This window comes from Cellvibrio sp. ATLC23 (assembly GCF_057196725.1).
Map to the genome: position 1 here is coordinate 249,531 of NZ_JBXUOS010000002.1, position 15,073 is coordinate 264,603.

The following is a 15,073-nucleotide window of genomic DNA, read 5'->3' on the forward strand; positions in this document are numbered from 1 at the left end:
GCGCACTTCTGCCACATAAAATGCGGGAATTTTACGCCGAAGCCGTCAAAATAAGAGCCGTCGAGCCAGATCCTACCTACATCCTCCTCACCGGGTCACGCCCAAAACTTGCTGTATTTTTCGAATGCCTTTCCTCGCCACGCTCACGGACGTCATGCCCATTTCATTGCAAGTATTATGCCCACTTATGGGGGCCGAGCTAAACATCTCCCGCCTTCATAAGCCCCTGATGAATCATACGAACCTTGCAGGAGCGTACAAATTGAACAAGAAACCACACAAAAATATCTTCGCATAATGTTCGGTGGAGTACGGAGTGCCCTAATAAACCTGTTTATAAAAGAACTCAGGCTTTATGTATGAGCCTTGCCTTCAAAAAACACTAGGAGATTAATATGACAGCTACTCAAAAAAAACCTGCCAGCACCGAAAAAAATACCAAAGCTCAAGAAGCCACTGCATTGCTCAGAGCAGATCATAAAGCGGTGGAAGACTTATTCGAACAATACGAAAAAGCGCGCTCCACCTCCAAAAAACAATCTTTGGTTGCTGAAATTTGCATGGAATTGACCGTGCATGCGCAAATCGAAGAGGAAATTTTTTATCCAGCAATTAAATCCATTTTGGATGATAAGGAATTAGTTCCTGAAGCCATTGTAGAGCATGCAACCCTGAAAGATTTAATCGCACAGTTGGAAGACGGCAAACCAGGCGACGAAATGTATGATGCAAAAGTTAAAGTACTTTCTGAATATGTAAAACATCATGTTAAAGAAGAACAGGGCGATATTTTCCCCAAGGTCAAATCCAGCAAACTGGACTTGTATGAACTTGGTGAAAAATTACAACAGCGAAAAGAAGAATTAATGGGAGAAAAATAATTTTTTGTTTAGTAAAAAACATTTAACCGCAGATTTTGTCTGAGGTTTTATTTGCTTTGGTTCGGTAACACACGGAAATATAACTTTTAGGCAAGCAACATTTCAGCACGACACATCATTTTATTTTATGTAATGCGTGTCGCTTTGAAGAAGGATTAATCACACAAGAGGTAACTAGCAATGAATTTCAAGAAAGTATTATCTACTAGCGCAATGGTATGCGTGTTTGGTGCAACTTCCAGCTTTGCACTAGCCCTGGACAAAATCGACGCAGATGACTTTGTCGAGGAAGTGTCAGCCAAAGGAATCGCAGAAGTGGAAAGCGCGAAACTTGCATTGCAAAAATCCACGTCATCTGATGTGAAATCATTTGCGAAAAAAATGATTAGTGACCACAACGCTGCCAATATGAAATTGGCCGGTATCGCCAGCCGTAAAAATCTGGACATAGCCGATGAAGCTGAGCTGACCGCCAAGGCGAAAAAATTCGTTTTGGAGCAACGCGACGGTGAATCATTTGATGAGGCTTACGCCAATAATCAGGTGAAAGCACATGAGGACACCATTGAATTGTTTAAACGCGCAGCCATGTCTGACGATGTCGAAATCGCAGCTTTTGCTAAACAGACGCTGCCTAAACTGGAGCAGCATTTGAAAATGGCAAAAGAATTAGCGGCAGCACACGACGACGAATGACGAGTAACGCCTTATGCGCAGCGCTGTCCCTTTGGCCTGCGCATAAGATGTGGCCTGCACTTAAAGGATGTAATTTAGTTTTTGTAAAGAAATTAAACATAATGCGGAGGCTTTTATGACTGTCGGAAGCAAAGAAAAATACACCGAAAAACAAAAAAGAAAAGCGGAACATATTGAAAACAGTTACGAAAAAAAAGGCATGTCACACGAGCGCGCAGAACAAATTGCGTGGGCTACCGTGAACAAACAATCAGGGGGTGGCGAGCTCTCGGGATCAGGCACAACCACCTCTGAACAAGACAAAGAGGCCGCGCGAAAAAACTCTGCGCAAAATGCCGCAACAACCCGGGAGCAACAAGCCCAGCCTTATGCGCTGGAGCATCAACCGCTTGCAAGGTTGCGCGCTCAAGCGCGGAAAAGACATATTCACGGCCGTTCTACCATGAACAAAGTGGAACTCATTCACGCCTTGCGCAGGACTTGAATCAGGCTCAACTTCTTAGTACGACTCGGAGTATCTATGTTAAACGTCCACTCCCACCCTTTTGACGTACTTACCGATCATCAGCGGGAAGGGAAAAAATTATCCAGTAAATTGATACCCCGCAGTGAAGAAAATCAGGTCGCACAAAAAAATATCCTATTTGTCACTAGTGAATACACCGGTTTAATCAAAACCGGAGGGTTAGGAGATGCCTCCGCAGCACTACCCAATGCGTTATTGGCACAACACGATGTACGCATTTTAATACCAGGCTATAGTCGGGTGATTAACAGCGGTCACGCGATCGATATTGTCGATAAGTTAGAAGCTTACGCAGGCTTACCCGCGTGTAAAATCGGTCGCCTAAAAATCGCTACAGGCCCCATTATTTACGTACTTATCTGCCCCGAATTATATGAGCGCCCTGGATCACCTTATGGCGACTTAGAGGGTAATGATTGGGAAGACAATCCGGTGCGATTTGCGCGACTAAGTGTTGCAGCCGCAGAAATCGCCAAAGGCCGGCTCAAATTAAACTGGAATCCTGATCTCGTTCATGCCAACGACTGGCCGACGGCGTTAACACCTGCATATATGGCTTGGCAAGCACAAACCACCCCGAGCGTGTTCACTATTCACAACCTGGCGCACCAAGGATTATGCGAATTCGAGTGCGCTACACAATTGGGAATTCCGACCCACGCGCTCTCCGTAGACGGCATGGAGTTCTACGGCAAACTTTCGTTTTTAAAGGCCGGTATTAATTATGCTAGCCACATCACCACTGTCAGTGAAACTTACGCGCATGAAATCACCACCCCTGCATTCGGTTGCGGTTTGGACGGCTTACTCCGCATGAAATACGGGCAAGGTTTGTTGAGCGGAATTGTTAATGGCATTGATGAAAGCTGGGAGCCAACATCCGACCCTCACTTGGTACAAAGCTTTGGTCCCCAGCAGTGGGAACGCAAGAATTTAAACACCCGGTATATTGAACAAATATTTAACTTACCGCCTAACCACGCGCCGCTTTTTGCAGTGGTATCGCGCCTCGCGCATCAAAAAGGGGTCGATCTAACACTCAAGATCGCCGACACCATCGTTCAAAACGGTGGTCGTTTAGTCGTAATGGGGTGTGGGGAGCCCGAGCTGGAAGAAAACATGATCCAATTGGCACAGCGCTACCCTCGGCAAGTAGGTGTCGACATTGGCTTTGATGAAACCACCGCGCGGCGCATTTTTGCAGGAAGTGATTTTTTACTAATGCCATCGCGTTTTGAACCCTGCGGTCTCAGTCAACTATACGCGCAACGGTGTGCTTCTTTACCTATAGCACGACGTACGGGTGGACTCGCCGATACTATTCATGATGGCTTGAGTGGTTTCTTATTTCATGAAACCACCGCTGACAGTTACCGCGATGCGATATATCGCGCCCTGAAAGTTTTCAAACGTCCCGAATTACTCAACGCCATGCGCTGCAGCGCAATGGCCGCACCTTTATTCTGGCGCCAATCAATTCGACCTTATAACCAACTTTACCATCGCCTAATGACCGCAGTCGGACGTGAATGGAAATTGATGTCAGCTACGCGTAAATACTCACATGAGGAGTTGATATGTCCAACATGAATTGCCCTTCAGATTTACTCAACTCCCCGCCATCGACCTCAAATACCTATACTCACGGTGCTTTTCCACATGCTGATGGCACAACATGTTTTTCCCTCTGGGCGCCTGACGCAGACAAGGTTGAGATCAAATTTGGTGATGGCAGCCGCCACACTCTCGATTATGTAAACGATGGCTGGTTCCGGCTGACAATAGCCTGCCCGGTAGGCACTTCCTATCGTTACATTATTAATGGCAAAACACCTGTACCGGATCCCGCCGCCCGATTACAGCACGGTGATGCCCACGGACTAAGCTGTGTAGTTGATCATACTTATGCATGGAAAACCGATACATGGCGTGGCCTGCCTTGGCACCACACGGTGTTGTACGAGTTGCATGTCGGCTTACTGGGTGGGTTCCGAAAGGTAGAAAACATTTTACCTTCGCTCGCTCGCTTGGGTATTACCGCAATTGAACTTATGCCTATTAATGAATTCCCAGGCACTCGCAATTGGGGCTATGACGGAATATTGCCATTCGCACCCGAGGTTTCTTACGGCAGCCCCGATGAATTAAAAAGTTTAATCGACACTGCACACAGCTTGGGAATAATGGTGTTTTTGGATGTGGTATACAACCACTTCGGCCCCGACGGCAACTATCTAAACGAATACGCCAGCGCGTTTTTTCGACATGACATTCATACCCCTTGGGGTGCGGCTATTGATTTTCGCCAACGTGAAGTGCGCGATTTTTTTTGTGAGAACGCACTTATGTGGATACTTGATTACCGTTTTGATGGTCTGCGCTTGGACGCGGTACACGCCATCAGCGAGAAAGATTTTTTAATCGAATTGGCAGAGCGAGTGCGCAAGGCCATTGAGCCCGCTCGACATGTTCACTTAATTCTGGAAAATGAAGACAACAGTGCAAGCCTGTTGCAACAAGGATTCAATGCCCAATGGAATGATGACGGCCACAATATATTGCATTACCTTCTCACCGATGAAGACGAGGGCTATTACGCCGACTTCGCTAAGTCCTCTACGGCGAAACTGGCGCGATGTCTTCGCGAAGGATTTATTTATCAGGGTGAGCCGAGCCCACAAGGCTGCGACCGGGGCGAACCTAGTGGCCATCTATCGCCCACGGCTTTTGTTCTATTTTTACAAAACCATGATCAGGTAGGAAACCGCGCACTCGGGGAACGCCTCACGCAAATCGCCCACCCTGATGCACTTAAAGCAGCCACAACTCTTCTGCTTATGTCGCCTATGATTCCTATGCTATTTATGGGCGAAGAATGGGGGGCAAAACATCCGTTCCTTTATTTTACCGACCATGAAGATGAATTAGCTAAAGCCGTGCGAGACGGCAGGCGGGCGGAGTTTGCAATGTTTGAAAGATTTCGAGACCCTAATGTACGCCAGCAAATTCCAGACCCTAACGCAATTAGCACATTTTTAAGCTGTAGATTAGATCTCGCACCAGACCTTAATACGGATGCAACTGCAGGTTATTTATCAGACCAAGTGCAATGGTGGGGTTTTTATCATCAATTACTGTCATTGCGTCACAAAGAGATCATCCCTTACCTTGACGGGGCATATTCAACTTCCGTAACTGTTATGGGCCATCGAGCAGTGTGCGCCGAATGGCAGCTTAATAATGGAAAACTTTTAGCAATTTATTTAAATCTTTCCCACACCCCACTCGCTGCAACTCCGCTTTGGGACACAGATAACATTTTATTTCGGCACTTATTAACTGACGATGATCTTCTACAGGGAGTTTTGCCTGCCTATGGTGCGCTAGTAACTTTACGCAACGCGAAAAGTTAATAAGTTAATACGCGCCACCTGACCATACCTCGCTGTATATTTATGTTAGCTAACCCACAGACAGATATTGGTGGTTCTGAGAAAAAGGAAAACAGGTTGTAACAAGTTTCTATCAGAGATTATTTATTAATGCTAACAACTCATACTCCTCGCGCCCCACACCCTCCCCGCGATTTCATCGGCGATGGCTCTATTTCCAAGCTTCCGCACTATAATCATTTAGGCATTGTTCGGCACAACTCGTCCGTTAATACAAGTGAAGACAGCACTAGTTGGCGCGATGTATTAACCTGGGGTCAAAAAAGTCGCCACGCAAGCGACTATGACATCCGTTGGAGCTCGCCGAATCATGTCCGAGCCGCGCAACTTATATTGCCCATTTTGGATAGCCATTACAGCGAGGTGCTATACGCTGGAGAAATCAGCATCCACTTTAATAGTACTTCCGCTGAATTCTACGCGTGTTATTTCACGCACTTTTTACCACTATGCCCTACAAGTTACAGTCACATTCTCAATCAGACCCACAATCCTTTTTTTCAAGGATTAGCGCGACTCTTTAGTGCACTGGAAAACATTATTGATTGTCGAGATGAGACAAAAGAATTACACAGCCAATTACGTCATCTGGCGCAGCAACCGAAATTTCAAGCCGATATCAATAAAGTATTGTCGCATTACAACTGCCCCCGCTTAACCCAATCTAACGATCAGCTTCCATCAACGCAAAGCAGTGCGCTAACACACCAGCTTACAAAGCAACGACTCTATTGCCTCAATCAATTACTGGAATCACAACATTATCGTCTCACTCATTGGCGCACCGGAGGATCTGTAAACAATCAGCCTACTCGTTGCACCGAGATAGGGCTTGCAGCGGCCAAGCAAATTACGCATGAACCAAAAACAACGACATCATTTATTACAACCCCCCGCCAAACTATCAGTACAACTTTCGCACGAGGAGAAAAACACAATGAACGCATTTGAACAACGTGTCCGCGAACTTGCTTATCAAATTTGGGAGTCTGAAGGGTGTCCGATTGGACATGAATATCGTCATTGGGAAATCGCCTGCAAGCTGGCGCAAACACCAACAAACTTAAATAATGATTCACTTGGCAGCGCAACTGTCCTGAGCATAATCGCCCCTGAGGAGCCATTTGATCCCAATCCCAAACCTGAAATCGACCCTGCCCCACCGCAACCTGGGCAGCCGTCATCCCCCCCCAGCCCCAAACCTCAGCCGTCCACTAATCCTGAAGAACCAGCAGACCCCATAGCACCGGTGGAGGATCCGCCACATATTTCACCTACGCCACCGCCTGAGCCCATTCACCCGACAGACCCAGTAGCACCAGGCAATCCGAACCAACCAATTCAGCCCTACGCAAGTAAGCGTACGATGGAAGCAGCTAAGGCAGCGCTTGCTATTGATGGTGTCAAACCGGCACGCAATAAAAAACCGCGTGAGCTCCGCAAGACTCAATCGCTTTAACACTACAGTAAACGTTTTAAATTATTTTTTGCCTAGGTTAGTTGTCACACAGATTACGCCCTAACTGAACATTATTCTGGTACTGACGTTCGGGAATTCCCATCGGACGGGAAGCCCACCGAAAGGGAAGTTAGATGAGTTTTCCGAACATCATTCTTTTAACCAAAACCAAATAGGTGGTGCTCATGTCTACATTATCTGATATATCAAAAACCTCTACGGAAACTAGAGGAAAAGTGTCGCAAGCCTCAACTGATATCACCAATGAATTTAAAACTTTCGTTAACGATATTGAAGCGCTCGTAAAGGAAACCGCTCATCTCACGGGTGATGAACTTGCACAAGCGAAAATAAAACTCAATCAACGGATCAATAACGCGCGACAATATGTTAGCAATATAACTAACACTGTAGCGGAACAGGCTCAAAGAGCGGCAATTCACACGAACGAATTAGTTCACGAAAAACCTTGGGCCGCGATAGGTACAGGTGCGCTTGTTAGCTTTGTACTGGGGGTGTTGCTCGGCCAACACACTAATCACGACAATAAGACTAAGCATTAGTATCAAGTGAGGGGGGCAGCCCCCTCTCTCTCTTATTTTTATAGGTTGCACATCTATCTAATCGCTTTATCCCCTCCTGTTTGTGTACCCCCTCAATGTGCCTAATGCAACAGACTTTGTAGCTATAAGACCTGATTATCCGTGAATATTAATCGGCCACCTACCAACTAACTGCTGTATATTTGCATTTATAGTGCGATAGCATAGAGTGGATTTTATGAAGGCAAAAGTTACACGGAAGAATGTATTACTACTCAGCATTCCGACTATTGTTGTCGTTATTATAATAGTTACGCTTCTGTGGTTTTTTGACCGGATGAAAAACGCCGATCATCTTAGAATGCAAGCAACCCTCGCGCTAAACAACGCGCAAAAAATTCTCGCGATGGTGGTTGATGCCGAAATCGGCACGCGCAGCTATATTCTTACCTACGATCAATCTTTCCTCAAAGATTATACGTTGGCGCGAAAAACAATTAGTGCCAATTTAGAGCAGTTACGCAAGACCTCTGATACACCCGCGGCGGCGGAAATAATAGATCAGCTCGCTCCCCTTATCGATCAAGAGATAACATTTCTTACCGCCGCCATCACCGCTACCCGCACCAAAAACTCGCGTGATTTAATCCTCCAATTCACTAATGGAGAAGGCACAGCGCGGATGACCGCGATACGCACAACGATTAATAACTATGAAAATCTGCAGACCCATTATTTGCAACAATTTCGCAACGACCACCGTAAATACATGGGGTATTTGTTTTCATTTATAATATTCGTCAGTATTTTTTTACTCCTCTTTGCTCAAGCATTCGCTTACGGTATTTATCGCAACATCCATCAGCGATTGATGGAACTTGTTCATCTCGAAACCCGGCGCTCGCTCGATAAACAGGAAGCCATGAACCAACAATTAAATTTGGCCTATGTCGCAGTACAAGATAACGAGCGAAAATTAGATGTAACATTGAACTCTATAGCTGACGCGGTAATCGCTACCGATTGTAACGGCAACATAACTTTGATGAATCGTGTGGCAGAACAACTGACTGGTTTCGGGGTAACCCAAGCTGCCAATAAATCAATTTGCACCGTTTTTCACCTCGTTCATAAAGAAACAAGAGAACCGGTGTTAAACCCGGTTCTTGACACACTGTTAAGCGGAACCGCGCAAGGCGCCAGCGACAACCTATTAATCTTGCCCGACGGATCTGAAGGTAACATAGCGCACAGTTGTGCTCCGATTCGGGATAGAGATGGCTTAGTGATTGGTGCCGTCTTGGTATTTCGCGATGTCACTGCTGAAAAAGCCGCGCAGCAAGCGTTAATCGACAGTACCGAACTCATTAAAACAATACTGAGCACGATGATTGATGGCATAGTCACTTTTAACGCCCGTACACAATGTATCGAAAGCATCAACACCGCAACAGAGAAAATGTTTGGCTATAGCGCGGTTAATCTAATTGGAGAAAAAGTTAACCTCCTTGTTCCAGAATTGAGTGATGGAGAGGACTCGATTAATGAATACATCAGATCAGCGATAGATGGCAAATCAGGAATCGTCCACGAAGTCACCGGAAGGCATAAAGATGGCCATGCTTTCCCCTTGGAAATTGCTGTTAACGAAATGCGGCTAAATGGTCAACGTTACTTGGCGTGTGTCTTGCGCAATATTACCGCTCGCAAACATGCCGAAGCATTAATGCTTGAATCCGAATACCGCTATAGCAATCTGTTTGAAAGTATTGACGAAGGTTTCTGCGTGGTTGAAATGATTTACGACCAAGGAACCCCTATCGACCAACTTTTTTTAGAAACAAATCCCTCGTTTGAAAAACACACTGGCTTTCACCACGCGAAAGGAAAACACCTGAGCGATTTTATTTCAGAACTGGTTCCTGATTTATTCACAACCTATGATCAAGTACTCCAAACAGGTGAACCAGTTCGCTTCGAATTCCATCTTGAACCATTGCAGCGTTGGTTTGATATTTATAGCTGTCCGTTTGGAAAACCTGAAACTAAACGTGTTGCGATTGTTTTTAATGACATTACCCAGCGAAAAATATCGGAGCAAGCAGTTCGTGAAAGTGACCAGAGGGTTCGATTAGCTACGGCCGCGACCGGCGTAGGTATTTGGGAGTTAAATTTGCGCGATAACCGCATGCGCTGGGATCTACAAATGTTTAGGATCTACGGAGTAGAACCTACCGTTGATGGAATAGTAGACCGCGATGTATGGGCGCAACACTTGCTCCCTGCAGACCGTATCAACCAATACGGCTGGGATACAGCTGCCGACTTGCAAGAAGGTCGGTGTCGCGAGTTTCGCATTATGCAAGGCAGAACAAATGATATACGGCACATCCGTTCAGTAGATACAGTACGAGTCGATGCCCAAGGCAAAGCGGAATCTATTATCGGCACCAATCTTGATATCACCGAAATTAAACGAACCGAAGGTACTTTACGCGAAAGTGAACGCCAATTACGCGCCGTAATCAACGCACTTCCGGTAGCGATATACGCGACCAATGCTACTGGACAGCTCACCCATTTTAATCAAAGTGCAGTAGAGTTTTCCGGCTGCACTCCAGAACTGGGAAGCGATAGCTGGTGTCGCCACTTGAATCTCTTTCATCCCGACGATACACCTATGCCTTATGAAAAATCGCCTATGGCGATTGCACTCAAAGAAGGGCGCGCCCTATTTGGAGTGGAAGCCATTATCGAACGTCCGAACGGAACCCGCAGCAATTTTGTCGCCCATCCTACGCCGTTACGAGACACGTCAGGTGAAATTGTTGGCGGTATCAACATGTTGATCGATACCACCGAGCGCAAACGACTAGATCAAGTTCTATTAGAAAACACATTGGAACTGAACAAAGCAAAAAACCTCGCCGAAAAAGCCAACCGCGCAAAATCGGACTTTTTGTCTAATATGAGCCATGAGCTGCGTACGCCGTTAAACGCAATTCTAGGTTTTGCACAGCTTCTCGACGCCAGTAGCCCGCCGCTTACATCGTCCCAAAAAAGAAACATCACGCAAATTCTTCAGGCGGGTTGGTATTTACTGGATTTGATTAACGAAATACTTGACCTGACCCTAATTGAAACAGGACGTTTACCAATATCCCTAACCTTGGTTTCTCTACCTGAACTTATACACGAATGCAAAACCATGATTGAGCCCCAAGCACTGAAGCGTAAGATTACACTAAATTTTCCAGAATTTGATTCGCGATTGCTAGTGACTGCAGATGTCACACGACTAAAACAGGTGCTCATCAATCTTCTGTCCAATGCAATTAAATATAATCGCGCCTACGGCTCGGTTACACTTCGTTGCGTTGAAATAACACCAGATCTCGTTCGCATTGATGTGGCAGATACCGGGGAAGGTTTATCACCTGAGCAAATAACACAGTTATTTCAACCGTTTAATCGTTTAGGGAAAGAATCGGGTAAAGAAGAAGGAACAGGAATAGGATTAGTAATGACTAAACGCTTGATCAAATTAATGGGTGGTAAGATCTCTGTTTCTAGTGAAGTGGGTAAAGGAACTATTTTTAGTATTGAATTATTTAAACGCTTAACGGATTTCGCTCAAGAGAAAAAAATTCTCAAATCAATTTCACCCACGCAATCACCTCAGGTCGTAACTGAAACGAAATATACTATTCTTTGTATTGATAACAACCCTGCTAATCTAGAGTTAATGGAAAAAATAATTGCTACCCGACCTGATTTTTTCCTTCTCACTTCCCGGGATGGATTTGCCGGAATTGAACTTGCCCGCTTAGCGCACCCGCATGTCATATTGATGGATATTAACTTGCCCTGCATGAGAGCTGAAGAGGCCTTAAAGATCCTCGCCCGGGATTCTTTGACTCGAGATATTCCAGTGATTGCAGTCAGCGACAACGCGCTGCAACACCCCCAACAAGAACACGGAGATAGTTTTTTTTGCCATTTAACCATGCCGATTCAAGTTAATGAGTTGATGCAAGCACTTGAAGCTATTGTCGATCTCACCACCGCTCACACCTCTAAATTGAAAAACGAGGAACACCTAGAATGTTAACCGAAGAAGATTTCCTTAACGCCCGTATTCTCATTGTTGATGACCAACCATCTAATGTGGCTTTGCTTGAAAGCTTGCTGGAAGACTCAGGTTATACCAACGTCAGTGCAACGATGAACCCCCTTGAGGTGGCCCCACTGTATCGCAAACATCAATACGATTTAATCCTATTGGACTTACAGATGCCTGAAATGGATGGGTTCCAAGTCATGGAGTGCCTTAAGGCAAATATTGAAAATGATTATCTCCCTGTCATTGTACTTACGGCTCAGCCCGGCCATAAATTACGCGCGTTGCAAACTGGCGCAAAAGATTTTGTCAGTAAACCATTTGATGTAATCGAAGTAAAAACTCGTATTCACAATCTGTTAGAAGTTCGCCTGTTATACAAAAAATTGGAAAACCACAACAGAATATTGGAAGAAAAAGTGCAGGAGCGTACCGCCGAGTTGCGAGAAAGTGAGGCGCGTTTCCGCAGCCTTACCGAACTCGCATCAGACTGGTATTGGGAGCAGGACGAAACAGGAAAATTTACTAAAGTATCCGGACCAGTTTTGGAAATGCTCGGCATTCAGGTTGATACCCTCGCTGGAGATCAGGCACCCTCAAACGAACTCGACAGTGAAAATACAGCCGGCTGGAATGAAGCTGAACGCACAGAATTGCAAAATATTATCGCAGCACGGCAACCGTTTATTGACTTCTCACTCAGCCGCATTACCCCCGGTGGAAATAAACAATTTTACCGAGTGAGTGGTGCTCCCATGTTTGATCAAGCAAGCCGATTCATCGGTTATCGCGGAGTTGGTATCCAATGCAAGGAAATGCCGTGAACGAGGCGGACTCCTTGAAATTGAATTTAATCTTCACCGCACGTTAATGTGAACAGGAAAGGATGATCCATGCAGAAACACATGGCTACCGAAAAACTGGATCCAGATCAAAATTATATTCTCGCCGCATTGAAAGGCCCCGAGCTGGATCGTTTATTACCACACCTGGAACCTGTCTGCTTAAAATTAGGTGAAGTCATCTACGGGCCAAATCAACATATTGGTTACGCTTATTTTCCCACCACCAGTATTATTTCGCTGCAATACATGATGGATACCGGTGCCTGTGCAGAAGCGGCTGAGGTAGGCAAAGAAGGCATGCTAGGTTTACCCATATTATTAGGTGCTAATGCAACACCCAACACCGCTATTATTCAAACCGCAGGGCATGCTTATAGACTGGAACAAAGTATTTTGAAACGGGAGTTCAATACAGCGGGTCTCTTACAGCGATTGCTGCTGCGTTACACGCAAGCCATCATGACCCAAATGTTTCAAACGGCCGCTTGTAATCGTCACCATACCGTTGAACAACAACTTTGTCGTTGGCTTTTATTAACAGTTGATCGAATTCCTTCCGGTGAATTATTAATGACCCAAGAACTCGTCGCTAACATGCTCGGGGTGCGTCGTGAAAGTATCACCGAGGCAGCAAGAAGTTTACAAAATGCAGGTTGCATTCGTTATCGGCGCGGCCATATCTCAGTCTTGGATAGAGATAAATTGGAGCTGACCACCTGCGAGTGTTACTCGGTTGTAAAAGATGAATTCATCCGATTAATGGCCAATGTACGCTAGCGTGCTAAACCCCCTACTCCGCTCCAAACGTCAAATACGATAAACACTCATGCATCATGTCAAAATATCCACAAAAGCTGTGGATAAGTCTGTGAGCGAACTCTTGGTAAGAGTATCTAGCCCCTGCTAACCCTACTCTAAACAAGGGTGCTCAATTCGTGGCCGCCCCGAGCTCCACTCAGTTTTGCGTGCAAATCAATCCAACTAACTGGTTAAAAATTTATCTAATTTACCAATTGGGGCCGTTACCGGGCTTTTTTTCAAATGCGTTATACATCAGCAAATGGCTCCCATACTGTTGCATAACCCACCGCAATTTATCCCTCCTCACGTGAACTTGATCACCTCATCTGGCACCTCAGTTTCCCTTCGTACTTGTTCGCTTCATTTTGTCGCAAAGTCGAACGTAAAAACGCCACTTTGGCGAAAAGTCAGACTAGCGTTTTGTGGCGAGCACCGTAGACTCGATTTCCGGATAAAAATTGTACACATGAGTTGTGTAATTTTTTATTCGCTCAAAAAAAGACTTTTGTTTTTGAGCAATTCCAACAATCCGACAATCTTGATCAAAGATGGAGAGTGAAAGTGAAAATAATCCATAATCAACCCGCTGTTTCCCGCATCAAATCGCTTAGTGCTTTCAGCTTGTCTGCCGTTTTAGGTGCTGCAACCCTGTTAGGCGCAATAGAAGCCAGTGCTCACGGTTATGTTTCCAGCCCGAAAAGCCGCGCGTTTTTGTGTACCTCTGCGCAAGGTGGCGGAAGCTCAGCTGCATGTCAGGCAGCAGCTGCTGCAGGTAATTCAAGCCAATATGAGCCGCAATCTATCGGTATTGGCGGCGCCAATGACAATCATCAAAGCCTGATTCCCGACGGCAAGTTGTGCAGCGCCAATATTGGCAGCATGAATGGGTTAAACCTCGCGCGTGGCGATTGGGGCGCAACCACCGTCACTGCGGGCACTCGTGCATTTGTGTGGACTAACACCGCACAACACAAGACCAAATATTTCCGCTATTACATTACCAAGCAAGGCTTTAACCCAGCAACGACGCCATTGAAGTGGTCTGATCTGGAACAGATCCATCAATCCGGCCCATCCGATCGTGAAGCCACATCCACTCATATGGTTAATCTACCAGCGCGTACCGGCCGCCATATTGTGTACAGCATTTGGCAGCGCGATCCGGTAACCGATGCACCGGAAGCCTTCTACCAATGTATCGATGTGGTGTACGGCACACCTAACAGTTCGTCGTCTGTTTCGGTCACCTCCAGCTCGTCACCATCGGTTGCTTCATCCAGCGTTTCCAATAACACTTGTGCCGGATTAGCCAACTGGAATGCCACCACTGTGTACGACAAGCCGCAACAAGTACAACGTAACAGCAGACGCTATCAGGCGAACTACTGGACGCAAGGCAATGACCCTGCACTCACCAGCGGCCAATACAATTACTGGTTGGATTTAGGTGCCTGTAGCGAAGGCGGTACATCCAGCGTTGCATCTTCGGTCGTAGCAAGTGTCGCCAGCAGTGTAACCTCATCCGTTGCTTCATCCACCGCAACCGGTAATTGCACCTCACCCGCATTTGTTAATGGTGCCAGTTATGCAACTAATGCACTGGTGCAAAATGTTGGCAATGAATATCGCTGTACTGTAGGCGGCTGGTGCTCTCAAGGCGGTGCCTATGCTCCAGGTACTGGCTGGGCATGGACTAACGCCTGGTCGCTGGTACGCAGCTGCCAGTAAATAGCAATTGGTTTGTTTATGAG

12 protein-coding genes are annotated in these 15,073 nt (G+C 46.0%); all 12 read left to right on the forward strand.

What is annotated here, in order from left to right; translation table 11 throughout:
• Positions 1-395: 395 nt before the first annotated feature.
• The 12 genes from AC2CG4_RS04115 to AC2CG4_RS04170 all read left to right on the forward strand — a co-directional run bounded on the left by AC2CG4_RS04115 (position 396) and on the right by AC2CG4_RS04170 (position 15,050).
• The gene (locus tag AC2CG4_RS04115; RefSeq protein WP_484485064.1) at positions 396-881 is read left to right on the forward strand and encodes a hemerythrin domain-containing protein; all 486 of its coding nucleotides are present in this window, start codon (positions 396-398) and stop codon (positions 879-881) included.
• Between the two features lie 180 nt (positions 882-1,061).
• Positions 1,062-1,577 carry a DUF4142 domain-containing protein gene (locus AC2CG4_RS04120; RefSeq protein WP_484485065.1) on the forward strand — a complete coding sequence of 172 codons (516 nt, stop codon included), beginning with the start codon at positions 1,062-1,064 and terminating at the stop codon, positions 1,575-1,577.
• Between the two features lie 115 nt (positions 1,578-1,692).
• On the forward strand, positions 1,693-2,061 hold the full coding sequence (locus AC2CG4_RS04125) for a termination factor Rho (protein ID WP_484485066.1): 369 nt from the start codon (positions 1,693-1,695) through the stop codon (positions 2,059-2,061).
• A gap of 36 nt (positions 2,062-2,097) precedes the next feature.
• Positions 2,098-3,693: a glycogen synthase GlgA gene (glgA, locus tag AC2CG4_RS04130; RefSeq protein WP_484485067.1), complete on the forward strand. Its 1,596-nt coding sequence runs from the start codon at positions 2,098-2,100 to the stop codon at positions 3,691-3,693.
• A complete protein-coding gene (gene treZ, locus AC2CG4_RS04135; protein WP_484485068.1) occupies positions 3,681-5,516 on the forward strand; it encodes a malto-oligosyltrehalose trehalohydrolase in 1,836 nt (611 codons plus the stop codon). The genes glgA and treZ overlap by 13 nt, the downstream gene beginning before the upstream one ends.
• A 129-nt stretch (positions 5,517-5,645) precedes the next feature.
• Positions 5,646-6,506: a hypothetical protein gene (locus AC2CG4_RS04140; RefSeq protein ID WP_484485069.1), complete on the forward strand. Its 861-nt coding sequence runs from the start codon at positions 5,646-5,648 to the stop codon at positions 6,504-6,506.
• Positions 6,493-7,014, forward strand: coding sequence for a DUF2934 domain-containing protein (locus AC2CG4_RS04145; protein WP_484485070.1), 522 nt, complete (start codon positions 6,493-6,495; stop codon positions 7,012-7,014). Before AC2CG4_RS04140 ends, AC2CG4_RS04145 begins: the two co-directional genes overlap by 14 nt.
• 185 nt (positions 7,015-7,199) lie before the next feature.
• Positions 7,200-7,577: an ElaB/YgaM/YqjD family protein gene (locus AC2CG4_RS04150; protein ID WP_484485071.1), complete on the forward strand. Its 378-nt coding sequence runs from the start codon at positions 7,200-7,202 to the stop codon at positions 7,575-7,577.
• Between the two features lie 217 nt (positions 7,578-7,794).
• Positions 7,795-11,667, forward strand: coding sequence for a PAS domain S-box protein (locus AC2CG4_RS04155; protein ID WP_484485072.1), 3,873 nt, complete (start codon positions 7,795-7,797; stop codon positions 11,665-11,667).
• Positions 11,661-12,500: a response regulator gene (locus AC2CG4_RS04160; protein ID WP_484485073.1), complete on the forward strand. Its 840-nt coding sequence runs from the start codon at positions 11,661-11,663 to the stop codon at positions 12,498-12,500. The genes AC2CG4_RS04155 and AC2CG4_RS04160 overlap by 7 nt, the downstream gene beginning before the upstream one ends.
• A 69-nt stretch (positions 12,501-12,569) precedes the next feature.
• Positions 12,570-13,298: a Crp/Fnr family transcriptional regulator gene (locus AC2CG4_RS04165; RefSeq protein ID WP_484485074.1), complete on the forward strand. Its 729-nt coding sequence runs from the start codon at positions 12,570-12,572 to the stop codon at positions 13,296-13,298.
• 585 nt (positions 13,299-13,883) lie between these two features.
• Positions 13,884-15,050, forward strand: a complete 1,167-nt coding sequence (locus tag AC2CG4_RS04170) for a lytic polysaccharide monooxygenase (RefSeq protein ID WP_484485075.1) — start codon at positions 13,884-13,886, stop codon at positions 15,048-15,050.
• Positions 15,051-15,073 lie beyond the last annotated feature (23 nt).